This is a genomic window from Metabacillus idriensis (assembly GCF_050483325.1).
GTDB classification, from domain to species: domain Bacteria; phylum Bacillota; class Bacilli; order Bacillales; family Bacillaceae; genus Bacillus_P; species Bacillus_P idriensis_A.
This window is the reverse complement of the sequence record NZ_JBCMYF010000024.1, coordinates 108,525-133,301: the sequence shown is the minus strand read 5'-3', so window position 1 is coordinate 133,301 and position 24,777 is coordinate 108,525. Positions and strand designations below refer to the sequence as shown.

At 40.9% G+C, this 24,777-nt stretch carries 24 protein-coding genes and 1 riboswitch; of the genes, 15 read left to right on the top strand and 9 right to left on the bottom strand.

Features of this window, described 5'->3' with window-relative positions; genetic code table 11:
• Position 1 precedes the first annotated feature (1 nt).
• The 5 genes from ABEQ24_RS14410 to ade all read left to right on the top strand — a co-directional run bounded on the left by ABEQ24_RS14410 (position 2) and on the right by ade (position 6,450).
• Positions 2–862, top strand: a complete 861-nt coding sequence (locus tag ABEQ24_RS14410; protein ID WP_430007425.1) for a gamma-glutamylcyclotransferase — start codon at positions 2–4, stop codon at positions 860–862.
• 131 nt (positions 863–993) lie between these two features.
• Positions 994–2,322: a cytochrome ubiquinol oxidase subunit I gene (locus ABEQ24_RS14405; RefSeq protein ID WP_430007424.1), complete on the top strand. Its 1,329-nt coding sequence runs from the start codon at positions 994–996 to the stop codon at positions 2,320–2,322.
• 15 nt (positions 2,323–2,337) lie between these two features.
• Entirely contained in the window at positions 2,338–3,351 is a 1,014-nt protein-coding gene (locus ABEQ24_RS14400; RefSeq protein WP_430007423.1) for a cytochrome d ubiquinol oxidase subunit II, read from the top strand.
• Positions 3,352–3,428: 77 nt separating this feature from the next.
• Positions 3,429–4,091 carry a potassium channel family protein gene (locus ABEQ24_RS14395; protein WP_430007422.1) on the top strand — a complete coding sequence of 221 codons (663 nt, stop codon included), beginning with the start codon at positions 3,429–3,431 and terminating at the stop codon, positions 4,089–4,091.
• Between the two features lie 477 nt (positions 4,092–4,568).
• Positions 4,569–4,670: riboswitch (purine riboswitch) on the top strand.
• A 52-nt stretch (positions 4,671–4,722) separates the two neighbouring features.
• Entirely contained in the window at positions 4,723–6,450 is a 1,728-nt protein-coding gene (gene ade / locus ABEQ24_RS14390) for an adenine deaminase (RefSeq protein ID WP_430007421.1), read from the top strand.
• 83 nt (positions 6,451–6,533) lie between these two features.
• On the opposite strand, the gene ABEQ24_RS14385 is transcribed toward ade, so the two are convergent.
• From ABEQ24_RS14385 to ABEQ24_RS14375, 3 genes are all read right to left on the bottom strand, one after another.
• Positions 6,534–6,683 (bottom strand): hypothetical protein, encoded by a 150-nt coding sequence (locus ABEQ24_RS14385; RefSeq protein WP_430007420.1) that lies wholly within the window; start codon positions 6,681–6,683, stop codon positions 6,534–6,536.
• Positions 6,684–6,838: 155 nt separating this feature from the next.
• Positions 6,839–8,506 carry a ribonuclease J1 gene (gene rnjA / locus ABEQ24_RS14380; protein WP_430007419.1) on the bottom strand — a complete coding sequence of 556 codons (1,668 nt, stop codon included), beginning with the start codon at positions 8,504–8,506 and terminating at the stop codon, positions 6,839–6,841.
• A 5-nt stretch (positions 8,507–8,511) separates the two neighbouring features.
• Positions 8,512–8,721 carry a DNA-dependent RNA polymerase subunit epsilon gene (locus ABEQ24_RS14375; RefSeq protein ID WP_430007418.1) on the bottom strand — a complete coding sequence of 70 codons (210 nt, stop codon included), beginning with the start codon at positions 8,719–8,721 and terminating at the stop codon, positions 8,512–8,514.
• Between the two features lie 448 nt (positions 8,722–9,169).
• Between ABEQ24_RS14375 and ABEQ24_RS14370 the strand changes: the two genes are divergently transcribed.
• Positions 9,170–9,940: a Cof-type HAD-IIB family hydrolase gene (locus ABEQ24_RS14370; protein WP_430007417.1), complete on the top strand. Its 771-nt coding sequence runs from the start codon at positions 9,170–9,172 to the stop codon at positions 9,938–9,940.
• A 79-nt stretch (positions 9,941–10,019) separates the two neighbouring features.
• Here the strand turns inward: ABEQ24_RS14370 and def are convergent, their stop codons facing one another.
• Positions 10,020–10,574 carry a peptide deformylase gene (def, locus tag ABEQ24_RS14365; protein WP_430007416.1) on the bottom strand — a complete coding sequence of 185 codons (555 nt, stop codon included), beginning with the start codon at positions 10,572–10,574 and terminating at the stop codon, positions 10,020–10,022.
• Between the two features lie 232 nt (positions 10,575–10,806).
• Entirely contained in the window at positions 10,807–10,932 is a 126-nt protein-coding gene (locus tag ABEQ24_RS14360) for a YjcZ family sporulation protein (RefSeq protein ID WP_430007415.1), read from the bottom strand.
• A gap of 355 nt (positions 10,933–11,287) precedes the next feature.
• Between ABEQ24_RS14360 and ABEQ24_RS14355 the strand changes: the two genes are divergently transcribed.
• The 5 genes from ABEQ24_RS14355 to lpdA all read left to right on the top strand — a co-directional run bounded on the left by ABEQ24_RS14355 (position 11,288) and on the right by lpdA (position 17,534).
• A complete protein-coding gene (locus tag ABEQ24_RS14355) occupies positions 11,288–11,965 on the top strand; it encodes a YkyA family protein (RefSeq protein WP_430007445.1) in 678 nt (225 codons plus the stop codon).
• A gap of 508 nt (positions 11,966–12,473) precedes the next feature.
• The gene (gene pdhA, locus ABEQ24_RS14350; protein WP_070878991.1) at positions 12,474–13,589 is read left to right on the top strand and encodes a pyruvate dehydrogenase (acetyl-transferring) E1 component subunit alpha; all 1,116 of its coding nucleotides are present in this window, start codon (positions 12,474–12,476) and stop codon (positions 13,587–13,589) included.
• Positions 13,590–13,592: 3 nt separating this feature from the next.
• Positions 13,593–14,570, top strand: coding sequence for an alpha-ketoacid dehydrogenase subunit beta (locus ABEQ24_RS14345; RefSeq protein ID WP_430007414.1), 978 nt, complete (start codon positions 13,593–13,595; stop codon positions 14,568–14,570).
• A 171-nt stretch (positions 14,571–14,741) separates the two neighbouring features.
• Positions 14,742–16,118 carry a dihydrolipoamide acetyltransferase family protein gene (locus ABEQ24_RS14340; protein WP_430007413.1) on the top strand — a complete coding sequence of 459 codons (1,377 nt, stop codon included), beginning with the start codon at positions 14,742–14,744 and terminating at the stop codon, positions 16,116–16,118.
• 3 nt (positions 16,119–16,121) lie between these two features.
• Positions 16,122–17,534: a dihydrolipoyl dehydrogenase gene (lpdA, locus tag ABEQ24_RS14335; protein ID WP_430007412.1), complete on the top strand. Its 1,413-nt coding sequence runs from the start codon at positions 16,122–16,124 to the stop codon at positions 17,532–17,534.
• Between the two features lie 83 nt (positions 17,535–17,617).
• On the opposite strand, the gene ABEQ24_RS14330 is transcribed toward lpdA, so the two are convergent.
• Positions 17,618–18,007, bottom strand: coding sequence for a hypothetical protein (locus tag ABEQ24_RS14330; RefSeq protein WP_430007411.1), 390 nt, complete (start codon positions 18,005–18,007; stop codon positions 17,618–17,620).
• A gap of 238 nt (positions 18,008–18,245) precedes the next feature.
• On the opposite strand from ABEQ24_RS14330, the gene ABEQ24_RS14325 reads away from it, so the two are divergent.
• Entirely contained in the window at positions 18,246–18,500 is a 255-nt protein-coding gene (locus ABEQ24_RS14325; protein ID WP_430007410.1) for a hypothetical protein, read from the top strand.
• Between the two features lie 299 nt (positions 18,501–18,799).
• On the opposite strand, the gene ABEQ24_RS14320 is transcribed toward ABEQ24_RS14325, so the two are convergent.
• Positions 18,800–20,326: a glycine betaine uptake BCCT transporter gene (locus ABEQ24_RS14320; RefSeq protein WP_430007409.1), complete on the bottom strand. Its 1,527-nt coding sequence runs from the start codon at positions 20,324–20,326 to the stop codon at positions 18,800–18,802.
• A gap of 121 nt (positions 20,327–20,447) precedes the next feature.
• Here ABEQ24_RS14320 and ABEQ24_RS14315 point away from each other — a divergent pair, with 121 nt between their 5' ends.
• A complete protein-coding gene (locus ABEQ24_RS14315; protein WP_430007408.1) occupies positions 20,448–21,281 on the top strand; it encodes a polysaccharide deacetylase family protein in 834 nt (277 codons plus the stop codon).
• 625 nt (positions 21,282–21,906) lie between these two features.
• Here the strand turns inward: ABEQ24_RS14315 and ABEQ24_RS14310 are convergent.
• Positions 21,907–22,305, bottom strand: a complete 399-nt coding sequence (locus tag ABEQ24_RS14310) for a DUF1885 family protein (protein WP_430007407.1) — start codon at positions 22,303–22,305, stop codon at positions 21,907–21,909.
• A gap of 149 nt (positions 22,306–22,454) precedes the next feature.
• Here ABEQ24_RS14310 and ABEQ24_RS14305 point away from each other — a divergent pair, with 149 nt between their 5' ends.
• On the top strand, positions 22,455–22,754 hold the full coding sequence (locus ABEQ24_RS14305) for a DUF3055 domain-containing protein (protein WP_133311333.1): 300 nt from the start codon (positions 22,455–22,457) through the stop codon (positions 22,752–22,754).
• A 201-nt stretch (positions 22,755–22,955) separates the two neighbouring features.
• Positions 22,956–23,096, top strand: a complete 141-nt coding sequence (locus ABEQ24_RS14300) for a GapA-binding peptide SR1P (protein WP_083328358.1) — start codon at positions 22,956–22,958, stop codon at positions 23,094–23,096.
• 130 nt (positions 23,097–23,226) lie between these two features.
• Here the strand turns inward: ABEQ24_RS14300 and ABEQ24_RS14295 are convergent, their stop codons facing one another.
• Positions 23,227–24,699 carry an aminotransferase class I/II-fold pyridoxal phosphate-dependent enzyme gene (locus tag ABEQ24_RS14295; RefSeq protein WP_430007406.1) on the bottom strand — a complete coding sequence of 491 codons (1,473 nt, stop codon included), beginning with the start codon at positions 24,697–24,699 and terminating at the stop codon, positions 23,227–23,229.
• Between the last annotated feature and the right edge of the window lie 78 nt (positions 24,700–24,777).

The window sequence follows — 24,777 nt, the reverse complement described above, 5'->3', positions numbered from 1 at the left end:
GATGAACTGTCATTTATTTGTTTATGGAACACTGCGTTATTTGGAGAAAAATCATCATTATTTAAAGCAGGGAACATGCATTGCCGAACAGGCCTGGACAAATGGTTCGCTGTTTGATTCGAATGATGGTTATCCAGCGATGACTGTCGACCAGGATACAGTCTACGGTGAGCTATATGAAATCGATGAGGATCTTCTTCCTGAGATTCATAAATTAGAAGGTTATCTAGGACCGGAAGCAAATGACAGTCTGTTTGAATTTGTTCCCGTCAGGGTCTATACCGATACTATGGAGCATGATGCTTTTTGTTATGTGATTAAGTCTGATCAGGCTGAGGGGATGAAGAAAATAAAGAGCGGAGATTGGAAAGAACATCAATTCATCTTGAATCCTCCGCCTGAAACGTTTTATTTCGCTTTTGGCTCATGCATGGATACAGAACGTTTTCAGAAAGCTGCTGTTGACCAACATTTTGCAGATGTTATCGGCGGGGGAAAAGCAGAAAAGTACTCTGTTAAATTCACTGTTACGATGGAAGACGGGGGCCGGGCTGATTTAGTTGAAGACGGCGGATGTGCTGAAGGCATTTTATACCGTGTACCTGAGGAAGCAGTGGACTATCTATATATGCGTGAAGGTGTTGACTCTAAAACATACCGACCTGCTTTTATCCGCGTCAAAATCGGCGGAGAGGTGTATGAGCAGTGCCTTACCTTTACTGTCATTCATAAAAAAGAAGAGTTCCGCCCTCCAAGCCATTACTCAACAGAAATACTGAGAGGTGCAGAAGGAAGACTTGGGGATGAGTATGTCGAAAAAATCCGGGCGTATATGAACGCTCTTCCCGAATATAAACCGTGATAGGCAAAGGGGAAACTTCTTTGCCTATCATCATTCTTAAACATGTTCATCGCATCACAAAGTTTGTATGTTTTGGAATTTAGAATCTGTGATATAAGAGCATTAGAATACTTAAAAGGAGATGTGGACCTTTGGCTGAACTTGATAGCGTCATACTTAGCCGGATGCTTACGACATTGACACTCGCTTTTCACATTATTTTTGCAACGATCGGGGTCGGAGTGCCTGTTTTAATATCGATTGCCGAATGGATAGGAATCAGAAAAAAAGATCCCCACTATATCCTGCTTGCAAGGCGCTGGACAAGGGGATTTGTTGTTACAGTGGCAGTTGGGGTGGTCACCGGAACATGTATTGGATTGCAGTTATCCTTACTCTGGCCGAGTTTCATGGAAATTGCCGGACAGGTCATTGCCTTGCCGCTTTTTATGGAGACCTTCGCTTTTTTCTTTGAGGCAATCTTTCTCGGGATCTACCTTTATACATGGGACAGGTTTAAAAAACCGATTTACCACTGGCTGATTTCCATTCCGATTGTTATAGGATCGTCGATGTCAGCTGTCTTTATCACGACAGTTAATGCGTTCATGAATACTCCTCAGGGTTTTACGCTGAATGGCAGGACAATTACCGGAATAGATCCGATAGCTGCCATGTTTAATCCTGCGGCGCCTTCAAAAGTCTTCCATGTACTGATGTCTTCTTACATGACTTCAGCCTTTATTCTCGCTGCTATAACTGCATTTATGATTCTTAAAGGAAGAAGAACAGACTATCACCGAAAAGCGCTGCAGGTGACGATGGTCTCGGCACTCGTCTTTTCACTGGGCACAGCGCTTGCCGGTGATCTTTCGGCAAAATTTTTGGCAGAGCATCAGCCTGAAAAGCTTGCTGCAGGAGAATGGCATTTTGAAACAGAAGCGGGAGCTGATTTGATTTTATATGGCACTCTGAATGAAGACGGAGAAATCAGAAATGAAATCAGAATTCCTAAAATGCTCAGCTTTTTATCGTTCAATGATTTTAATGCAGAAGTTACAGGATTAAATGAAATTGAAGAAAACTTAAGACCACCGCTTTGGATACACTATATGTTTGATGTAATGGTAACCATCGGGATGTTTGGTCTTGGCCTGTCCATGCTGTATGTTCTATTTGGAAAAATAAAGAGGCTTCGCGGTTTTCAGTCATGGCTTTTATGGCCGATTGTAGCAGCTGGACCGCTCTCCATGATTGCGATCGAGGCGGGCTGGATATTTGCTGAGGTAGGCCGGCAGCCATGGATTCTCAGAGGGTATATGAAAGTAGCTGAAGGGGCGACGACATCTGACCATGTAGGATTAATGTTTCTATTGTTTTTCGGACTGTACACTCTGCTTGGAACACTGTGCATCATCGTACTGAAGCGCATGTTTAAAGAAAATCCGGCAGAAGCAGAGCTTGAGTACCGCTTTAAATAGGAGGGAGAAGTCTAAATGGATATTCCGATCATTGGCATGACGGTTCTATGGATCTTTCTATACGGATATTTAATTGTTGCTTCTATAGATTTTGGAGCAGGTTTCTTCGCTTTTTATGCGCAGCTGACCAAGCGGGATGATATCGTGAATAATTTAATCAGCCGCTATTTATCTCCAGTGTGGGAAGTGACAAATGTCTTTTTCGTCTTCTTTTTTGTAGGGATCGTAGGTTTTTTTCCGCAGACAGCTTATTATTATGGCACAGCGCTGCTGGTTCCGGGAAGCATAGCACTAGTTTTAATTGCAATACGCGGCTCATTTTACGCATTTGGAAACTACGGAGCTAAAGACAGTCTTTTTTATACGTTTTTATATGGAGCCACAGGACTTCTGATTCCCGCTTCCCTGTCTACAGCTCTTTCTATATCAGAAGGGGGATTTTTAGAAGAGCGAAATGGAACCGTGGTTTTTCTCGCAAACGAGTTATTTACAAATTTTTATTCATGGAGTGTAGTCTTTCTTGCCATTGTTTCTGTGTTGTTTATCAGTGCTTCTTTTTTAACATACTATGCAGATCGTGCTTCAGACAGCAAAGCTCTGTCGCTGCTTAGAAGGTTTGCGCTGTTTTGGGCTCCCCCTACAATCCTTGCAAGCTTTCTTGTTTTTCTTTCTTTGAAGGCTCACAATCCCCGTCATTTTAGCCAAGCGCTGGATATATGGTGGATGTTCGGATTGTCTCTCTTGTTTTTTATGACATCGGTCTGGTTAATCTATAAAAGAAAGAATCTTGGTACGGCCTTTATCATGGTGATGCTGCAATTTTTCTTTGCCTTCTTCGGGTATGGGGCGTCTCATTTGCCGTACATTCTGGATCCGTTTGTGACCATTTATTCCGGATATACGAATGAAACGATGGGAATTGCACTTGTTGTCGTTTTTATAGCCGGGCTTCTGCTTTTGATCCCATCGCTTGTTTTGCTCTTGCGCCTGTTTTTATTTGATGCAGAATATGTAAAGGGCAAAAAGTAAAGCTTGTAATTTATTTTAATTAGGAATAAAGTTATGTTAAAAATTGTTTATAGTATGATGGCTGGAGGAACGTACATATGAAAAAGGATTTTGCAGTAATTGGGCTTGGGCGTTTTGGCGGCAGTATATGCCGTGAGCTGAGTGAAGAGGGCATGGAAGTCATGGCCATCGACATGGATGAAGATAAAGTAAATGAATATGCCAATATTGCTTCCCATGCGGTTGTCGGCGATTCAACTGACGAAGCTGTGTTAAAAAGTCTTGGCATCCGCAACTTCGATCACGTTATCGTCGCGATTGGAGATAATATTCAGTCAAGTATTTTAACCACCCTGATGCTGAAAGAACTCGGAGTGAAATTCATCACTGTAAAAGCGCAAAACGATTATCATGAGAAGATTTTGCGGAAAATTGGAGCTGATCAGATCGTTCATCCAGAGAGAGACATGGGCCGGAGAATTGCGCATAATCTGATCTCAAATAATGTCCTTGATTACCTTGAACTTTCCGATGAGCACAGTATTGTTGAGATTGTTGTAAACAATAGACTGTCTGGAAATACATTAATAGACCTTGATATTCGCGCTAAATACGGTATAAACATCGTTGCTATTAAAAGAGGCAAAGAAATATTTGTAACTCCTCAGGCAGATGAAGTGATTCAAAAAGATGATATTTTAATTGTTATTGGTGCAGACACAGATATCGACAGGTTCGAAAAACGGGTTTTAGAATCTTGATGAGGTGAAAAAAGACACTTAGGTGTTTTTTTGTTAAGAAGCGGAACGTTTGTTCTTTGCAGATTGTGGTATAATGGAAGATGTATACATTCGCGAACATATGGGTGGTCGGCTAGCCCCTGTCTCTTTTCTCTGTGAAGCAAGGAAAAGGGGGTGATGCCCGGGTGACAGTCTATGAAAGCTTATCTTTTGCGATTTCATTTGCAACGCTTATCATAGCCGTTCTGTCGTTTGACCAGAAAAAATAGACCTCCCAGCTTAGTCAGTTGCGGGTGAGGTCTGTTTTATTTGATTGATTGATTAAAATGGCCGACCCCGGACGCGGGACCGAATGTATGCATGACCGTAAGTGTTGCTGCACTTGCGGTCATTTTTATGTTATTCAACTTTTTGTTTATCATACCATATAATAAAAAGTTTTAGAACGGAAAAGAAAAGCGTTGACTGGTGGCTTATTACCCCTTACTATATGTTACTAAATACTTAATTTCACGCACTCGTATAATATTGGAGATATGGTCCAAAAGTTTCTACCGAACTGCCGTAAAAAGTTTGACTACGAGGAATGAATAAAAAGGCTTTTTCCGTTGCCTTTTTTATCTCACTCCTCCAAATAGCGAGGGGTTTTTTTATGAAAAAAGAAGAAATCAGACAATCAATTGAAGGCAGTACAAAGAGAAAAAAAGCAGATATCGTTTTTAAAAATGCTCAGATTGTTGATGTGTTTAATCTTGACATAGTTAAGGGTGATGTAGCCGTCACAAATGGAAGAATTATTGGCATAGGCGATTATAGCGGAATGGAGGAAATAGATGTAAGCGGCAAGTATCTCTGTCCTGGATTAATTGATGGTCATGTTCATATTGAATCATCGATGGTTCCGCCGCACGAATTTGCAAAAGTCGTTTTGCCTCATGGCGTAACAACGGTCATTGCAGACCCGCACGAAATTGCGAATGTATCAGGGATTAAAGGGATTCAATACATGTTGGACAGCTCAGAAGGCATTTTGCTTGATGTGTTTGTGATGCTGCCCTCCAGTGTGCCTGCAACAAGTTTTGAACATGCAGGGGCCAGATTGGAAGCTGATGATTTGGAGCCGCTTTTTAAGCATGATCGTGTCATTGGCCTTGCAGAAGTCATGGATTATGTCGCTGTTCAAACAGCTTCTGAAAGCATGGTGAATAAGCTAGAGATGACATCGCGCCATTCCCGCGTGATCGACGGACATATGGCAGGGCTTTCTGCAGATATGATTAATGTATATCGAGCGGCTGGAATTATGACAGATCATGAAGTGACAAATGAGGAAGAGGCAAAAGAGAGAGTGCAGCGCGGTATGTATGTGTTAATCAGACAGGGTTCCGTTGCAAAAGATCTGCCTAATGTCATTGGAGCTGTAAATGTTCGCAATTCGAGACGGTTTTTATTTTGCACGGATGATAAGCATTTGGATGATTTAGCAGCAGAAGGCAGCATCGATCATAATATAAGGCTTGCTGTGCAGCATGGCGTTGAGCCTGCTGCAGCCATACAAATGGCTACATTAAATGCAGCTGAATGCTACGGTCTAGAGGATAAGGGAGCTGTGGCGCCTGGTTATGAAGCGGATCTTTTGATACTTAACAGTCTAAACGATTTTCAGATTGAGCAAGTATATAAAGCCGGGAAGTTAGCAGCGCATGTTGATAAGGCGAAAAAGGATGAGCATCAATCAATAAAAACACCTGCTGACTTATTAAATACATTTCATCTGAATGAATTAAAGCCGTCAGACCTGGATCTCACTCTTACTAAAGATCAGCCGGTGCCGATTATTGAAATCATTCCCAATCAGCTTGTGACAAGAAAAATATACGAACAAACAAGTGTTAGCGGCGGTATTTTCCAACCTTCCGCTGAGCTTGATCATATAAAACTGATTATGGCTGAACGCCATAAGAATACGGGATTAATCGGAAAAGGCATTGTAAAAGGGTTTCAGCTGAAGAGAGGGGCAATCGCAACGTCGATCGCGCATGATTCTCATAACCTTATTGCAGCAGGGACGAATGATGCAGACTTGCTGCTTGCACTCCAAGTGCTGAAATCTAGTGCAGGAGGATTGGCCGTTGTACAGGATGGAAACATTCTCGCGCAGCTTCCGCTTTCCATTTCTGGTTTAATGTCAGATCAGCCATATGATGAAGTGCTGTCCGGACTGCATTCTATACATGAAGCATTAAAAAAGGCAGGTTTGCCTGATACTTTTAATCCATTTTTAACGTTATCTTTCCTTGGGCTTCCAGTTATTCCGGAATTAAAAATAACTTGTCAGGGAATCTTTGATGTCACTGCATTTGCCCATTTAGAGTACTGAATAGGAAAAACCGGTCTCATAGGGAGGCCGGTTTTTTGCATTTATGTATGATCTAAAAGGAGCTTCATGTGAATAAGCTTAGCTTATTGCTCTAGTGGATATTGTTTTATTTGTTTGCCGTCTAATTGCAGGAGAGTCACAACTTTTTTTGTGGCGGGACTGATCAGATCTGCTTTGACCCCTTTTTCTTTTAGACGCTGTACGAATTTTTCAAGAGAGGATGGCTTTTTCATTGATAGGCACTACCTTTCTATCATTTCAAATTTGACTGAACGGTCAGTACAGTTCATTATACAGGATAATTTCTGTTTCTTCAATATGATAGGAAGCACTTTACAGCGGCACTTTTTATCCAAAAAAGCTGCCGGAATACCGGCAGCTTGTCTGCTTACACCTCCATAATGATAGGCAATATCATCGGACGGCGTTTCGTTTTTTCGTAAAGGAAAGGGGCAAGAGTGTCTGTAATTTCATTTTTAATTTCAGACCATTGACTTGTGCGGCGTTCCATTACTTTATTTAAATGTTTCGTAATCAGGACTTGTGCATCATTAATAAGATCTCCTGATTCTCTCATGTAAACGAAGCCGCGTGAGATGATGTCAGGTCCTGCAGAAATTTTAAATTCTTTCATATTAATGCTCACTACGACAATGACTAGTCCCTCTTCTGAAAGGATGCGGCGGTCACGCAATACGATGTTTCCGATATCGCCTATTCCGCTTCCGTCAATATAGACAGAGCCAGAAGGGATTTTTCCGGCAACCGATACTTCACGGTCGCTGAGGGCAAGAACTTCGCCATTATCCATGATAAAGCAGTTTTCTTCCGCTACACCGCAGTCCTTGGCAAGTCTTGAATGCATGATCTGCATGCGGTACTCCCCATGAATAGGCATAAAATATTCGGGCTTCATTAAACGAAGCATCAGCTTTTGCTCTTCCTGTCCGCCGTGACCTGATGTATGAACATCACTTAAAGGACCGTGGATGACCTCGGCACCTGCACGGTAAAGCTGGTTGATCGTTCTGCTTACACTGATCGTGTTTCCAGGGATCGGTGAAGATGAAAATACTACTGTATCTCCAGGAATGATCTGGATCTGGCGGTGTGTGCCATTTGCAATTCTCGAAAGAGCGGCCATAGGCTCACCCTGGCTTCCTGTACATAAAATAGTCACTTTATTAGCAGGAAGGCGGTTAATTTCATGCGGTTCAACAAATGTTTCTTTTGGACATTGAATGTATCCTAGATCTTGACCGATTGCAATCGCGGATTCCATGCTGCGGCCAAAAACGGCAATTTTGCGGTTATGCTGAACAGCTGCTTCAACGACTTGCTGCAGTCTGTGAATATTTGATGCGAACGTGGCGAAGATCACGCGGCCGTCAACTTTGCGGAAGATCTCCTGGATGCTTTCCCCTACACGGCGCTCTGACATCGTAAAGTGAGGAATTTCACTGTTTGTGCTGTCTGAAAGCAAGCACAGTACGCCATCTTTGCCGATTTCAGCCATTTTCGTTAAGTTTGCAGGTTCTCCAACTGGTGTAAAGTCGAATTTAAAATCTCCTGTATGTACGATGTTTCCAGGCGGTGTTTTTACAACGATGCCGTACGAATCCGGGATGCTGTGTGTAGTTCTGAAGAAGGTAACGGACGTTTTTCTGAATTTAATGATGTCATCTTCTTTAATTTCATATAATTTTGCCTGACGCAATAAGCCATGTTCTTCTAGCTTGTTGCGGATTAAGCCGAGTGCAAGCTTGCCCCCGTAAATAGGCACATTTACTTGCTTTAGAAGATAAGGAATACCGCCGATATGATCTTCATGGCCATGTGTAATGAAAAGACCTTTAATCTTATCTTCATTTTTCACTAAATACGTGTAATCCGGAATGACATAGTCAATTCCAAGCAATTCCTCTTCAGGGAATTTAATGCCGGCATCAATCATAATGATTTCATCCTGGAACTGGACACCGTACGTGTTCTTTCCGATTTCTCCGAGTCCACCAAGTGCAAATACTGCAACTTGATCATTTTTAACAAATTTCATAAAAATCAAATCTCCAATACTTTAAAGTTTTCGTTCTGTTTTTCGTATTCAAGAAAAGCGCCTTCAACAGATTGAATAAATTCGATATTATAAAAGCGGTCTTTTAGTTTATTTCTTGCGTCACCCTCTGTTTTAGCTTCAATAAAAAGGGTATTCGTTTTTTCGCGGACAGGAACCTGATTTAATTTCTCCTGATAATAAACTTTATATAGCATTGCCAAATCTCTCCTTAACTGCCGTATGTTAGACTAACTTGTTCTATTATATGCGATAATCTTCCCTAAGCCAACCCTCATAAGCGCTGGGCCTGTTTGTATTAGAAAAAAAACCCTCTATTTATAGAAGGGGGTTTTGTTAAGCCATTGTTTTTCTGCCAAGTATACTATTCCATTGAGATCTTAATCTGCGACGCAATCTTTTCATCATTTCTGTCTCACTCCTTATCTTGTCCAATTCAGATGTGTGCCGAACCCTCGTGAATCTGCCAGACTTAGTATATGTGATAAAAAGGAAAGTTAACATGGATATTTGTGGAAAATGATTGGTTTACATGGTTAAATGTGGAGAGGTTAAACGTTTTCTGCTTGAGAAGCAAAAAATTTTCCTTTATTATGAGTCTAGTTATGGTTGATTAATTCAAACAGGTTAGGGGACGTTTTTTATATGAACGGAAAAGTCATATTTTTTGATATTGACGGCACTTTATTAAATCATGATAAGGAAATACCGGATTCGACACGGACAGCTATCGAAGATTTAAAAAAAGCAGGTCACCATGTTGCGATCGCAACAGGGCGGGCTCCTTTCATGTTTGAGGATCTCAGGCAAGAGCTTGGAATCGATTCCTTTGTCAGTTTTAATGGACAGTTTGTTGTATTTGAAGGAAAAGTCATTTTTAAAAATCCGCTTAATACAGAAAGACTTGAAGAACTGTATGAATTTGCACTCACTTCAAATCATCCGCTGGTCTTTATGAGTGATGATACTATGATGTCAACAGAATCAGATCATCCTTATATTCACGAAAGCATGGGCAGTCTGAAGTTTATGCATCCGGAGCAGGATGCTGATTTTTACCGCAATCGCGAAATTTATCAAACACTTCTTTTCTGTAAAGAAGGCGAAGAAGAAGTGTATAAAAAATATGAAGATTTTCATATTATCCGCTGGCACGAGCTTGCCACTGATATTCTTCCATTCGGAGGCTCAAAGGCTGAAGGCATCAAAAAGCTGATGGAGCGCCTTGATATCGAGAAGAAAGATGTATATGCATTCGGTGATGGATTGAATGATCTCGAAATGATTAAATATGTCGGCACAGGGGTTGCGATGGGAAATGCTGTCCCTGAGCTGAAAGAGCTTGCGGATGAAGTGACGACTGATGTAAATCAGGACGGCATCCTAAATGGTTTGAAAAAAGTGGGACTGCTGTAAAACTGTTGTTTCGCTTTGTCCCGTACTAAACCTATCTTTTAACTAAAAACCTGTCTGCTTATCATGCAGACAGGTTTTTTCAGCGTTCTATGGCAATGGCGCCTTCAGGTTCCTGCATAGGATCATTCTCATTCATATGGTCATAAAACATAATGCCATTTAAATGATCAATTTCATGCTGAAACACAATAGACAGCAGTCCGCGTAGTCTTAAATCGATTTCTTCGCCTTCAAGCGATACAGCTTTCACGCGGATTCTTGCATAGCGGGGGACATATCCCGGTACAGGGCGGTCAACAGACAGGCAGCCTTCACCGCTTGTTAAGTAGCTTTTTTCAATAGAATGGCTGATAATTTTTGGATTAAATAGTGCATAACTGTGCAAAATTCCTTTTTCATCTGTCAGCCGAATGGCAATCATCCGTTTTGAAACGTTTATTTGCGGTGCAGCAAGTCCTATTCCAGGTCTTAAGCCGTATTTTTCAATCATTTCAGGATTTTGACTGTTAGAAACATAATCAAGTAATTCCTGCAACGTTTTTTTGTCTTCATCAGAAGGGGGCATGGCAACTTCTTGTGCCGCACTGCGAAGTGCCGGATGGCCTTCCCTTATAATATCATCCATTGTAATCACGGGGACTCACACTCCATTTCTTGTCTTACCAGGAAATTATAAAAGTCAAAAGGCAGCGGGTAGGAAAAAATATTTCTGCATGAAGCTCCGGTGCTTTTGATCTTGAATTATCTATATAAGTATAATGGAATTCCTGTAAAACGAAAAGTATTGCTTGTCCTATCAGGATAAGCGGCATCAATTATGCGGCTTGCCCACATAAAATGTGGGCATCATCGGCCGCAATCATTCATTAGCAGCTGCCTACGAAAGCAGCACCAACAATAATTAATAGAATAAACAATACTACAATTAAAGCGAAAGTGCGTCCGCCAGCAGCCGGGTAGCCGTAACCATATCCAGGGCAACATCCGTACATGTAAAAAACCTCCTTTTAGTATGACCCTCAACTTCTGTGCATTAGCCTGAGCGTCTAATATAACCTATGTCACGGCATGAAAAGTGTATAGACAAAAGCCCAGATGCATTAAAAAAATTGAGCAGACAAATGTATGTGAATTAGTTTGGAGTCATTATTCTTCTTGCCAGAACAGGAAAAAAGCCGGATCCTCACATCTTTTCAAAGGAAAACTCCGACTTTTAGGGTGAATTCCTAATTGTCTGCCAGAACTAACGGGCATTTCCTCTTTCTATTAAAAGAAGATATTGTAAATAACCCGAGAACGTCTTATAGTTAAAGTGTTGAATGGTAAGGGGGACCCACGGTGAAAAAAATGTCTAAAGCAATTTCCGCGGCGGCGGCAATCTTGATTGGCTCGGTATTATTATCCGGCTGTTCCGGTTCTTCGCCGGAAGAAGAAATGTATACGGCTCTTGAGAAGGTTGTTTCTCTTGAGGATACATTTGAGCAGCAGCAGAAACCTTTAATTGAGCTTGAAAAAGACGAAAATGAACTTTATGAAGAAATTATTTCTTTAGGAATGAAAGAGTATGATAAAATTGTTTCTCTTTCAAAGGAAGCAGCCTCTGTAGTAGAGGAAAGAGAAAAGCGGGTTGAGGATGAAAAGCAAAGCATTCTTGACTCAAAAGAAGAATTTAAAAACATTGCAGAACTTTCAAAGGAACTGGGAGAAGACGGAGCGAAAGAGAAGGCGGATCGACTTCAGGAGCTGATGCAGAATCGCTACGAATCCTATGATGCCCTTTATGCTTCATATAAAGAAGCTATTGCATTAGATAAAGAGCTGTATCAAATGTTTCAAAAAAAGGATTTAAAACTTGAAGAGCTTGAAGCTAAAATCAGTGAAATTAACAGCACCTATGAAAAAGTATTAGCTGAAAATAAAAAATTCAATGAGTATACAGAACAGTACAATCAGGCAAAAATGGACTTTTACAAGGCAGCAGAGATAGAGGTAGAGCAGCCGGGTGAAAATGCATCAAAATCATGAAAAACAGCTCAGTAAATACTGTATGGCCTGCAGAGGACGATTTCTCTGCAGGTTTTTTTTGTAATCTTCATTCAGAAGATGTTTGAAAACAGCCTGCATAAGCAAATTTAAACGAGGCTGCCTGTAATTATCTGTACCGTCTTTTATAGTACAGATTAATAATTAGTTATAGTACAGATTGATAAAAAGGGAATAAAAGTAAAATGAAAACATAGGCTATCTTTTCGGAATATCGGTATAAATCAATTGACGAACTTATTTTTCATGGTGTACACTAATACATGTTGAAACGAATTGTATTAATTTCTTTCATCACTTAAATTAGTACAGATATTTGTACTGTCCAATACATAGAGAACGTTTCGGCATTCTCTCAGGTGGTATAAAGATATATAGAGGATAGCCAAAAAAATGTGTCAGGCGTACTCATTTTGGGTAGGCTAATGCTGTATGTGTCAGTAATTATCTAGAACTATTTTTTTATTAGAGAAAGGATAGGTGACTAAAGATGGCTGCTAAGACTAAAAATGCTGTAGTTGACAGCAAAAAGCAATTCGAAGGAATTGCAAAGCAGTTTGAAACGTTCCAAATTCTGAATGAACAGGGCGAGGTTGTAAACGAAGCTGCAATGCCTGATTTATCAGATGATCAATTAAAAGAACTAATGCGCCGTATGGTTTATACGCGTATTTTGGATCAGCGTTCAATTTCACTAAACCGTCAAGGACGTTTAGGATTTTATGCTCCAACAGCAGGACAGGAAGCATCTCAGATCGCTTCTCATTTTGCACTTGAAAAAGAAGATTTCGTTCTTCCTGGATACCGCGACGTTCCTCAAATTATCTGGCACGGACTGCCATTATACCAAGCCTTTTTATTCTCTCGCGGACATTTCCATGGAAATCAGTTCCCTGAGGATGTAAATGCGATTTCACCGCAGATCATCATCGGTGCTCAAATCATTCAGACTGCTGGTGTAGCTCTTGGAATGAAAAAGAAAGATCTTAAAACAGTTGCAATCACTTATACTGGTGACGGCGGAGCTTCTCAAGGTGATTTCTACGAAGGAATCAACTTTGCAGGCGCTTATAAAGCACCGGCTATCTTCGTTGTTCAAAACAACAGATTTGCGATCTCTACACCTGTTGAAAAGCAATCTGCTGCTCAAACAATCGCTCAAAAAGCTGCTGCTGCAGGTATCGTAGGAATTCAAGTTGACGGCATGGATGCTCTTGCTGTATATGCTGCTGTGCGTGATGCACGTGAACGCGCTGTTAACGGCGAAGGCCCTACATTGATTGAAACACTTACTTACCGTTATGGCCCGCATACTATGGCAGGCGATGATCCAACACGCTACCGTACTAAAGAGCTTGATAACGAATGGGAAGAAAAAGATCCTCTGGTACGTTTCCGCAAATTCCTGGAAAGCAAAGGAATCTGGAACGAAGAAGAAGAGAACAAAGCGATTGAACAAGCTAAAGAAGATATTAAAGAAGCAATTAAAAAAGCGGATGAATATCCAAAACAAAAAGTTACAGACTTAATGGATATCATGTACGAAGAAATGCCATTCAATCTGAAAGAGCAATATGAAATCTACAAAGCAAAGGAGTCGAAGTAAGCCATGGCTCAAATGACGATGATTCAAGCAATCACTGATGCGCTGCGCACAGAACTTAAAAATGATTCTAACGTCTTATTGTTCGGAGAAGACGTTGGTGTAAACGGCGGCGTATTCCGTGCTACTGAAGGATTACAAAAAGAATTCGGCGAAGACCGTGTATTTGATACACCTCTAGCTGAATCAGGAATCGGCGGTCTTGCGATCGGTCTTGGATTAACAGGATTCCGTCCTGTTGCTGAAATTCAATTCTTCGGTTTCGTTTACGAAGTAATGGATTCAATTTCTGGCCAAATGGCCCGTATGCGCTACCGTTCTGGCGGACGCTGGTCGTCTCCGGTTACAATCCGTTCTCCATTCGGCGGAGGCGTTCATACACCTGAACTTCATGCCGACAGCTTAGAAGGTCTTATGGCTCAGCAGCCTGGTGTGAAAGTTGTTATTCCTTCAACTCCTTACGACGCTAAAGGACTTTTGATCTCTGCTATCCGTGATAACGACCCTGTCGTTTTCCTTGAGCACATGAAACTTTACCGTTCTTTCCGTCAGGAAGTTCCAGAAGAAGAATACACAATTGAAATCGGCAAAGCTGAAGTGAAAAGAGAAGGTTCTGACCTATCAATTATTACTTACGGCGCAATGGTGCATGAGTCATTGAAAGCTGCAGAAGAGCTTGAAAAAGACGGAATTTCTGCTGAAGTAATCGACCTTCGCACAATCAGCCCGATCGATATCGACACAATCATTGCATCTGTTGAAAAAACAGGCCGCGCGATTGTTGTACAAGAAGCTCAAAAACAAGCGGGAATTGCAGCTAACGTTGTTGCTGAAATCAATGACCGTGCTATCTTAAGCTTAGAAGCTCCTGTACTTCGCGTGACAGCTCCAGACACTGTATTTGCATTTTCTCAAGCAGAAGGTGTATGGCTGCCAAACTTCAAAGATGTAATGGAAACAGCTAAAAAAGTAATGAATTTCTAATTATACATTCTTAGAAAAGAAATCAGAGGGTCCCGGAAGAATGGCGTGTTTATGTTCCTTGATCACCGCGGCACTGCCGCGTGAAAGCACTTGAACTGACATCAAATGTTTATTCTTTAGAAACCTGCAAACTGGTTTCTTTTCCATATGAAAAATAGGAGGTAATATACCGTGTCTTTCGAATTTAAAATGCCGGATATCGGTGAGGGTATCCACGAAGGTGAAATTGTAAAGTGGTTTATCAAGCCTGGCGATGAAGTAAACGAAGATGATGTACTGGCTGAAATCCAGAACGATAAAGCAGTCGTTGAAATTCCTTCTCCTGTAAAAGGAAAAGTTATTGAGCTTAAAGTTGAAGAAGGAACTGTTGCGACAGTTGGACAAACTCTTATCACATTTGATGCTCCTGGTTACGAAAACCTTAAATTTAAAGGTGATGACCATGGTGATGAGCCGGCTAAAGAAGAGCCAAAGAAGGAAGAGAAAACAGAAGCTCAAGTTCAGTCTACAGCTGAAGCTGGCCAAGATGTGAAAAAGGAAGAAGCTCCTGAACAAGAAACTGCAGAAGCTACTGGTGCAGGTGCACAGGATCAGGCTGACATCGATCCAAACCGACGCATCATCGCAATGCCTTCTGTCCGCAAATATGCGCGTGAAAAAGGCGTTGAAATCCGCCAAGTATCAGGATCAGGCAAAAACGGACGCATTGCAAAAGAAGACATTGATGCATTCTTAGAAGGCGGCTCTAAACCTGCAGAAACACAAGCTGAAGCTCCAAAAGCAGAAGCTAAAGAAGAAAAAGCAGAGCAAAAAGCACCGGCTAAACAAGCTGTTCCGGAAGGCGACTTCCCTGAAACACGCGAAAAAATGAGCCCGATGAGAAAAGCAATCGCTAAAGCGATGGTTAACTCAAAACATACAGCTCCTCACGTAACATTAATGGATGAAGTGGATGTGACGAAACTAGTTTCTCACAGAAAACAGTTCAAAGGTGTTGCAGCCGAGCAGGGTATTAAGTTAACATATTTACCGTACGTAGTGAAAGCTCTTACATCAGCGCTTAAGAAATATCCGGTTCTAAACACTTCTATCGATGACAAAACAGAAGAAGTTGTTCAAAAGCATTACTACAACATTGGTATTGCGGCTGATACAGAAAAAGGACTTATGGTTCCAGTTGTTAAAAATGCAGAACGCAAATCAATCTTTGACATTTCTGATGAAATTAACGGCTTAGCAACTAAAGCACGCGACGGTAAACTTTCTGCTGCGGAAATGAAAGGCGCATCTTGTACAATTACAAACATCGGCTCAGCTGGCGGACAATGGTTCACTCCAGTAATCAATCACCCAGAAGTAGCTATTCTTGGAATTGGCCGCATTGCTGAAAAAGCAATCGTAGTTGACGGTGAAATTGTTGCTGCTCCAGTGCTTGCTTTATCATTAAGCTTTGATCACCGTATGATCGATGGCGCTACAGCACAAAATGCATTAAATCACATTAAGCGTTTATTGAACGACCCACAACTTATTTTAATGGAGGCGTAATCGATGGTAGTAGGAGATTTCCCTATTGAAACAGATACTCTTGTCATTGGTGCGGGACCTGGCGGCTATGTAGCTGCCATCCGCGCTGCTCAATTAGGACAGAAAGTAACAATCGTAGAAAAGGCAAACCTTGGCGGCGTTTGCTTAAACGTTGGATGTATTCCTTCTAAAGCATTAATCGCTGCCGGTCACCGTTTTGAGAATGCCAAGCATTCTGAAGACATGGGAATCAAAGCTGAAAACGTCACAGTTGATTTTACGAAAGTTCAAGAATTCAAAGCTGGCGTTGTGAAAAAGCTTGTCGGCGGAGTTGAAGGACTTCTTAAAGGCAACAAAGTGGAAATCGTGCGCGGTGAAGCATATTTTGTAGACAGCGAATCTATTAAAGTAATGGATGATAATTCATCTCAAACTTATAAATTCAAAAATGCAATTATTGCTACTGGTTCACGTCCGATCGAAATTCCTGGATTCAAATATTCTAAACGCGTTCTTGATTCAACTGGCGCACTCAGCTTAGATGAAATTCCAAAGAAAATCGTTGTAATCGGTGCAGGATACATCGGAACTGAGCTTGGAACAGCTTATGCTAACTTCGGTTCTGAAGTTGTATTCATCGAAGCAATGGATGAAATTCTAATGGGCTTTGAAAAGCAAATGAGCTCACTTGTTAAACGCAACTTAAAGAAAAAAGGAAACGTTGAAATCCATACAAAAGCAAAAGCTAAATCTGTTGAAGAAACAGAAAACGGCGTAAAAGTAACATTTGAAGTTAAAGGCGAAGAGCAGACAGTTGAAGCTGACTACTTGTTAGTAACAGTTGGACGCCGTGCTAATACAGACGAGCTTGGCCTTGAGCAAGTAGGTGTTGAAATGTCAGACCGCGGCGTCATCAAAATTGATAAGCAGTGCCGCACGAGCGTTTCAAACATCTTTGCAATCGGTGATATCGTTGAAGGTCCACCGCTTGCACATAAAGCTTCTTATGAAGGCAAGATTGCTGCTGAGGTAATCGCCGGCGAAAACGCTGAAATTGATTACTTAGGAATTCCAGCTGTTGTATTCTCTGAGCCGGAACTTGCTTCAGTAGGCTACACAGAAGCTCAAGCTAAAGAAGAAGGATTAGAGGTTGTTGCTGCTAAATTCCCATTTGCTGCAAATGGACGTGCACTATCTCTTAACCAGACAGACGGTTTCTTGAAGCTTGTTACACGTAAAGAAGACGGTCTTGTTATTGGAGCACAAATTGCTGGTGCTGCTGCTTCTGATATGATTTCAGAGCTTAGCCTTGCAATTGAAGCCGGCATGACTGCTGAAGATATTGCAATGACAATTCACGCGCATCCAACATTGGGAGAAATCACAATGGAAGCTGCTGAAGTGGCAATCGGAAGCCCGATCCACATCGTGAAGTAATAGGAAAAAACCCCTTAATGCATAGCGTTAAGGGGTTTTTTTACAAATTAAAAAGGCGGTTATTTTTAGAACCACCTCAATGTTTAACGCTGTCCGCTGCTCCCTGATAAAGCATTTATGACAGGGGTAATAATCTCTTCTTTATTCCCGACGTGTCCTTCGATTTGGAAGATCACTTGATTGTCGTCCACTACAATAAGAGAAGGATACTTTTCTACTTCAAAAGGATACTGTTCATCCGCACTTGACTCGATAAATTGCAAACCTTCAACTTCTTCTGGAAAATCCCGTTTTAGATCAATGAGTGCGTCATAATAGACGGATTCCCTATATTCATCTTGTTCATTTGAAAAAAATAATAGCTTTCTTTCTTCCGGATCGGGCTCATTAATCGCTTCAGAAGTAAAATTCAAACTGCAAGATGATAGAAGAAATACTGGCATGATGAAGGCGACAATAACCGACTTTGCCATATTGCCCACCTCTTTAAATTGAAATGGTCTTAACATATCGCTCTTTTTAGGATAAAAACCAATACTTACTACCTATTTTTATAATACCGTCATGCTAAATTAATGCTATTTTATCATGTTTTCCGAATATTCCCCTGAATGTTACCTATTTGTTACATAAATGAAAAATATACAGCATGTATGTCGCATAACTTAAATACAGGTGATATAACGAATAAGTTAAAGAAGGGGAGTAAAGATGAAATGGCCATTGATTATTTTTCTGCAATGTATGATTTGGGGCGGCTATTTGCTTGTGGAGCGTATTTCTGAAAAAGATTCTCTGCAGGCTAAAATGATCTTGCTCGGGGTCTTTTTGTATATAGCCTATATTATGGCAGCATCACTTTCACAAGCAAAAAAAACCTCTATAATTGTAACGGCAGCAACTGCCGCAGCGGCTTTTTTCTGCAAAGATGAATTTCTTCTTCTCATTAAGACGATTATCTATTAAAACTGACAGATAGCATAATAAAAAGAGGCTGGAAAAAAAGTTTTCAACCAAAGAAAAATCCGAACTATTTTGTGAAATTCCAACTTGAATTTCGTTTTAGTTCGGATTTTTTTCTTCAGCTCTTTCCATAAAGATTGTTGCTGCAGTACTAAATGTTAGAAAGATTAAGCGGATTGCTGCGGAAAGGAACGGACATTATTTATCAAAATATACGAAAATAGCCCTTTCTTTTAAGGGTCTTCGCCCTATTCAATGTTTGCCTTTAATTCAGGAGATAATCGTTACAGTCTTTTTTTTCATTATTTCTTTTGCGCAGGCTCATACATTGCAAGTCTTTCTTTACGCAAGGACTTTAATAGTGAAAAGACCATCAGGATCATGATGACGGCAAATGGAAGAGCTGCAATAATGGATGCTCTCTGCAATGCTTCAAGACCGCCAACCCATAGCAGAATGGCTGCTGCTGCTGACTGAATGATGCCCCAAATGAATTTCACCCTGCCGGACGGGTTTAAATCGCCATTCGTCGTCTGCATACCGAGCACAAACGTTGCGGAATCAGCTGACGTGATAAAAAAGGTGCTGATTAACAAGATGGCAAGCAAGGACATGAATGTACCGAGAGGAAATTGTTCCAGCACGGCAAACAGCGCTACTTCCATCCCTTTGTCATTAATGATATCCATAATCGGTTTCTTCATGAAGTGCTGAAGGTATAATGCAGAGCCGCCAAAGACAGAAAACCAAAGGGCGCCGAAGACAGTCGGAACAGCAAGCACACCAATCAAAAATTCTCTGATCGTCCGGCCTCTTGATATCCTTGCTATAAAGGTGCCGACAAATGGCGCCCAGGAGATCCACCATGCCCAGTAAAAAATGGTCCAGTCCTGTACCCAGGTGCTTCCCTCAGTAAATGGTGTAAGGCGAAAGCTCATATACGTCAGATTCTGAAGGTAGCCTCCGATGGTCGTTGTGAACAAATCCATGATGAAATTGGTTGGCCCTGTAAAAAGGAGAAAAATCAACAGTGATATTGCAATAATGATATTAGCGTTACTGAGAATTCTTATGCCCCTGTCTAACCCTGTCTGAGCGGAGAGCATAAAGAAAAAGGTAACAATAAAAATAATAATCAGTTGTGTGGTAAAGGAGTTGTTTATTCCGTCAAATAAATAGGAAAGGCCTCCTCCTATTTGAATCGCTCCAAGTCCTAGTGAAGTAGCAACACCGAAAACGGTAGCAAAAACAGCCAGAAAATCCACTAGGGTTCCAAGCTTTCCGTCGACCTTATCACCAAATAATGGTCTAAGAATGTTGCTGATGACTCCATTCTGCTCTTTTCTGAAAGTGAAATAGGCAAGAGCAAGGGCTATGACAGAATAGATTGCCCATGGATGCAGACCCCAATGAAAAAAAGAATAACGTAATGCAGCCCTGGCTGATTCATCGGTGAATCCTTCTCCAGATGGAGGTGCGCTGTAATGATTCATAGGCTCTGCAACTCCCCAAAAGACAAGCCCGATCCCCATCCCGGCACTGAATAACATGGCAAACCAGCTCAGATATGAATAACTTGGTTCGTCATCATCTTTTCCAAGTTTTATGTTTCCATATTTCGTGAAGATCAATCCTACAGCAAAAATTAAAAAGAAAGACGCTGTAAGCAGGTAAAACCAGCCAAACTTTTCAATGATAAATCCATGAATAAGCGTCGTAGCGTTAGATAAATTGGCATCTCCCATTAAACTATTAGGCAATGCGCCCCAGATAATAAAAAGAACAGAAACAATTACTGAAATGATGAAAACAGGTGTCATTCTTTTCATAAAAGAACTAGCTCCTTATACATAGTAAGTAGGTACCATTGTTAATTAATTCCTCCTTTTATATAGTGAAGCAATCAGCCTTATATTATACTAATAAAGGAGAAAGGACGGGGTATACATAATGAAGCATTTGTTTTTCATCCTTGCTGCAGGTTGTTTGCTTACGGCGTGCAGCTATAATCAGACCGGTAATGAAGCACCTGTCCCTGCTGAATCGGACAAGCAGAAGGAAGGTCAGGAAGTTGAAAAGCCGGCGGAAAAACCTGATGAGAAAGAAGCAAAAGAAACTGAGGAGGCAGCAGCTGAACCGGAAGCTCTGCCTAAATACAAAATAGATCCGGCGAATTGGAGCATTAAGCCCCTGAGCGCAGATATCAATTCAAAGGCTGTGTTAATTACAATTGATGATGCTCCTGATAAATACAGCCTTGAAATGGCCCGCACACTAAAAAACTTGGGAGCTGATGCCATCTTTTTTGTTAATGGCCACTTTTTGGATACGGACGAAGAAAAAAAGACGCTGAAAGACATTCATGACCTTGGATTTCCAATCGGCAACCATACAATGACACATGCAAATTTAAAAGATCTGACGGCAGAAGAGCAGGAACAAGAAATAGTTGAACTGAATAATCTTGTTGAATCAATTATTGGAGAAAGACCTCACTTTTTCAGAGCACCGTTCGGCAGCAACACAGATGAAAGCCGGCGAATTGCAGGAGAAGAAAAAATGGTTCTGATGAACTGGACATACGGGTATGATTGGGAGCAGGGCTATCAATCAAAAGATGCTCTTACAGACATTATGGTTAATTCGCCATTTCTCACAGATGGCGCCAACCTGTTAATGCATGACAGGGAATGGACAAATGAGGCACTTGGAGGAATTGTGGAAGGGCTGAAAGCAAAGGGATATGAAATAGCAGACCCAGATTCAATCGAAAAAATCTCATAAAGAGGCCGGGACAAAAGGTTTTCAGCCAACGAAAATCCGAACTATTATGTGAAATTCCAACTTGAATTTCGTTTTAGTTCGGATTTTTTCTTTGGTGAAATCAGCCGCATGTGATGATTCCACCATTTTGGTTTATGCAACGAAAAGTGGAAACAACCGCATGCTTTGATTCCACCATTTTGGTTTATGCAACGAAAAGTGGAATCAGCCGCATGCTTTGATTCCACGATTTTGGTTTATGCACGGAAGAGTGGAATCAGCCGGATGTGATGATTCCACCATTTTGGTTATTGCAACGAAAAGTGGAAACAACTGCATGCATTGATTCCACCATTTTGGTTTATGCAACGAAAAGTGGAATCAACCGACGCTATGATTCCACCATTTTGGTTTTTGCAACGAAAAGCGGAATCAACCTCACGCTATGATTCCCCCATTTAAGTTTTTGCACGGAAAAGTGGAATCAACCAATTCCCTCTATTCTCCAGAAGAAGTCAAATTCCTGGAACGGACATTTTTTATCTTGAAAAACAACAATATATGCTAAAATAGCCCTTTCTTTTAATGGTTTTCGCCTGATTCAATGTTCGGTTTTAATTCAGGAGAATATCGTTGTGTCTCAGTCTCATCTTTTATAAAAATACATTTTTCTGCCGTTGAATAAGGTTAATTCGCCTTTTAATTTTTTTGCAAGAAACTTGGAAAACTCATTTGCTTTATTCCTATCCCCGTATTTTGAATCAGAGGGGAGGGTGATTTGCAGAAAAGAAGGATGCTCATCTCCTGCTTCACCAATTCCAACATACATTTTTGCATATCCTCTTTCATCTGATGTTAAAGAAAGATACCCGTCCGTTTGTCTGCATTCATAAGGGAAAGCAGAACTTTCATATGCAAAATTTAATTGCTGGCCGGTTTTGTTCGTTATCTCCTTATAGTAGTGAAAAAGATTTTCTACTTCATCAACCGTAATGTGCTGCTGAATGGATCCGCCGACTAGTTTTATAAAGGCGTGAGAGGCCATCATGTCAACTCCTAAGTTTTCTGAATGATATTCTTAAATTTTACAAATATTTAAACAATCTGACAAGATAAAGGTTTAACGCATTGTGCTGTGTGGTAAATTAAGATATAATTAGTCTGAATAATCAGATAAAATTAAAGGAGGCCTTCATGAACGCTTTAGAAAAGTTTTATGATGACACCGAGCAGGCAAACGTCAGGTATGTTGGATTTGCTTCAAGTGATCTGAGGTATGATTTGGCCATAGTGTACTCAAGCATGTTTTTTGGGAAACCGCTCGTCGTATGTCTCCAAACAGGTAAAGCAGCTCTCCTTGACTCATTAGATATTGAAGACCTCGAACTCCTCAAGCAAACATTTCGCACGGATACCCTGCAGCAGGCATCCGAACTCTCTGAATTCTTCAAAGATGTGATCCCGGCCGTCCATTTGACAACACAATATGAATAAGGAAAAACTGGCGTATTTCAGCCAGTTTTTTAATATGCTTTAATAAGAATGAAAGGTAAATATATTAATAGAAAAAGATTAAATGTGTTATACAATTTAGGCTTGACGGATTAAATGTGTTATATTATTATAGAATTACAAAGTATTAAGCGCTTTCAATAATTTAAAAAGCGCTAATCCATTTAAAAAAGGGGTATGAAAATGGGAACAATCGTATGTCAAACATGCAATGGTACGATCGATCATTTTGAGGACGAAAAGGTCAGTGTTTTGTATGGGAAGTGCACAAGCTGCGATTGCCAGGTACTCGAAAGAGAAATCACAGTCATTCAAGGGGTTTAAATAGAGGATAGATAAGAGCATGCAGGAAATCCTGCATGCTTTTGCTTTCATTTTGTTGTCTGTTGAATACGATTCGCCACAGGCAAAGTATGCATAAAAAAAGACGATTCATAAATGAATCGCCTTTTTTTTATCTAATTGCTTTATGTTCTTTAATCACTCTCAAGTAATTAAGTTCAGGATCTTCTGGTCCTTGAACAGGGAGTCCTACCTCCAGATTTTTTCGCACATAAGCAAGATTTTCTTCTGAGATGATTTCTCCAGGGATGAAAATGGGAATTCCCGGCGGATATACCATGATAAACTCTGCAATGATCCGTCCTGCTGATTCACTGAACGGCACAACTTCTGTTTCTGCGTAAAATGCATCTCGGGGGGTAAGGGCTAAAACAGGAATATCAGGGAGCATGACGGCCGGTTTCACCAAGTCTGCCGATGCATTCATGAATTCTGAAGACAGCGCGTGCAGTGCTTCAACCAAAATGCCTGTTTCTCTTTCAGTATCCCCAGGTGTAATGATGCAGAGGATGTTATATAAATCTGACATTTCAACTTCAATATTATAGTTTTTACGCAGCCATTTTTCTACATCATAGCCATTTAAGCCGAGCTCTTTAATCGAAATGATCAGCTTCGTCGGATCATAATCAAATGCCGCTTTAGTTCCGACAATCTCCTCGCCGATGCACTCAATTTTATCGATTTCATTAATCTTCTTGCGTGTATCTTCTGCAAGACGGATTGCCCGTTCGACTAATTCGCGTCCTTCTGTAGCCAGACGTTTTCTGGCAACATCGAGAGAAGCTAATAGCAGGTATGAAGTGGATGTTGTCGTCAGCATGCTGAGGATGGTCTGAACTCTTTGAACAGATACCAATCCTTCGCGCACATTCAGCACAGAGCTTTGCGTCATTGAGCCTCCAAGTTTGTGAACACTTGTTGCTGCCATATCCGCTCCTGCCTGCATCGCAGACATCGGCAGGTCTTCGTGGAAATGAATATGCACACCGTGCGCCTCATCAACAAGAACAGGCACATTGTAAGAGTGGGCAATTTCAACAATTTTCTTTAAGTCAGCAGAGACGCCGAAATAAGTAGGGTTGATGACAAGCAGTCCTTTTGCATCAGGATGCTGTTCTAAAGCATGTTCAACAGAGTCCGTTGTGATTCCGTGTGAAATTCCGAGCTCTTTGTCAATTTCAGGGTGAATAAAGATTGGTGTAGCACCCGAGAAAACCACAGCTGACATCACCGATTTATGAACATTGCGGGGAACAAGGATTTTGTCTCCAGGGCCGCATACAGCCATCACCATTGTCATAATTGCACCGCTTGTTCCCTGCACGGAGAAAAACGTATAATCTGCTCCAAATGCTTCAGCTGCAAGGTCCTGAGCTTTTTTGATCATGCCTTTTGGAGAATGAAGATCGTCAAGGGGTCCGATGTTGATTAAATCTATTGAAAGTGCAGGATCTCCGATAAATGAACGGAATTCAGGATCGATGCCTGCGCCTTTTTTATGTCCTGGGATATGGAACTGAACAGGATCTTTTTTCGCGTGCTCTTTTAATCCTGTAAATAAGGGTGTTTCATATTGCGACAATTTATTTTCCCACCTTCTTTAATTAAAAATAGTATCTATTTTCATGGTTTCATTTTCGATATTTACACATAAAACAAA

What these genes read in the sequence shown, in the direction of transcription:
- ABEQ24_RS14330 (WP_430007411.1), bottom strand. Translation starts at nt 18,007, where the DNA reads ATGGCAAAGTCGGTTATTGTCGCCTTCATCATGCCAGTATTTCTTCTA.
- ABEQ24_RS14310 (WP_430007407.1), bottom strand. Translation starts at nt 22,305, where the DNA reads ATGGCCTCTCACGCCTTTATAAAACTAGTCGGCGGATCCATTCAGCAG.
- ABEQ24_RS14395 (WP_430007422.1), top strand. Translation starts at nt 3,429, where the DNA reads ATGAAAAAGGATTTTGCAGTAATTGGGCTTGGGCGTTTTGGCGGCAGT.
- ABEQ24_RS14360 (WP_430007415.1), bottom strand. Translation starts at nt 10,932, where the DNA reads ATGTACGGATGTTGCCCTGGATATGGTTACGGCTACCCGGCTGCTGGC.
- ABEQ24_RS14370 (WP_430007417.1), top strand. Translation starts at nt 9,170, where the DNA reads ATGAACGGAAAAGTCATATTTTTTGATATTGACGGCACTTTATTAAAT.
- ABEQ24_RS14300 (WP_083328358.1), top strand. Translation starts at nt 22,956, where the DNA reads ATGGGAACAATCGTATGTCAAACATGCAATGGTACGATCGATCATTTT.
- ABEQ24_RS14325 (WP_430007410.1), top strand. Translation starts at nt 18,246, where the DNA reads ATGAAATGGCCATTGATTATTTTTCTGCAATGTATGATTTGGGGCGGC.
- ABEQ24_RS14410 (WP_430007425.1), top strand. Translation starts at nt 2, where the DNA reads ATGAACTGTCATTTATTTGTTTATGGAACACTGCGTTATTTGGAGAAA.
- ABEQ24_RS14320 (WP_430007409.1), bottom strand. Translation starts at nt 20,326, where the DNA reads ATGAAAAGAATGACACCTGTTTTCATCATTTCAGTAATTGTTTCTGTT.
- ABEQ24_RS14400 (WP_430007423.1), top strand. Translation starts at nt 2,338, where the DNA reads ATGGATATTCCGATCATTGGCATGACGGTTCTATGGATCTTTCTATAC.
- ABEQ24_RS14385 (WP_430007420.1), bottom strand. Translation starts at nt 6,683, where the DNA reads ATGAAAAAGCCATCCTCTCTTGAAAAATTCGTACAGCGTCTAAAAGAA.
- lpdA (WP_430007412.1), top strand. Translation starts at nt 16,122, where the DNA reads ATGGTAGTAGGAGATTTCCCTATTGAAACAGATACTCTTGTCATTGGT.
- pdhA (WP_070878991.1), top strand. Translation starts at nt 12,474, where the DNA reads ATGGCTGCTAAGACTAAAAATGCTGTAGTTGACAGCAAAAAGCAATTC.
- rnjA (WP_430007419.1), bottom strand. Translation starts at nt 8,506, where the DNA reads ATGAAATTTGTTAAAAATGATCAAGTTGCAGTATTTGCACTTGGTGGA.
- ABEQ24_RS14355 (WP_430007445.1), top strand. Translation starts at nt 11,288, where the DNA reads ATGTCTAAAGCAATTTCCGCGGCGGCGGCAATCTTGATTGGCTCGGTA.
- ABEQ24_RS14315 (WP_430007408.1), top strand. Translation starts at nt 20,448, where the DNA reads ATGAAGCATTTGTTTTTCATCCTTGCTGCAGGTTGTTTGCTTACGGCG.
- ade (WP_430007421.1), top strand. Translation starts at nt 4,723, where the DNA reads ATGAAAAAAGAAGAAATCAGACAATCAATTGAAGGCAGTACAAAGAGA.
- ABEQ24_RS14345 (WP_430007414.1), top strand. Translation starts at nt 13,593, where the DNA reads ATGGCTCAAATGACGATGATTCAAGCAATCACTGATGCGCTGCGCACA.
- ABEQ24_RS14375 (WP_430007418.1), bottom strand. Translation starts at nt 8,721, where the DNA reads ATGCTATATAAAGTTTATTATCAGGAGAAATTAAATCAGGTTCCTGTC.
- ABEQ24_RS14305 (WP_133311333.1), top strand. Translation starts at nt 22,455, where the DNA reads ATGAACGCTTTAGAAAAGTTTTATGATGACACCGAGCAGGCAAACGTC.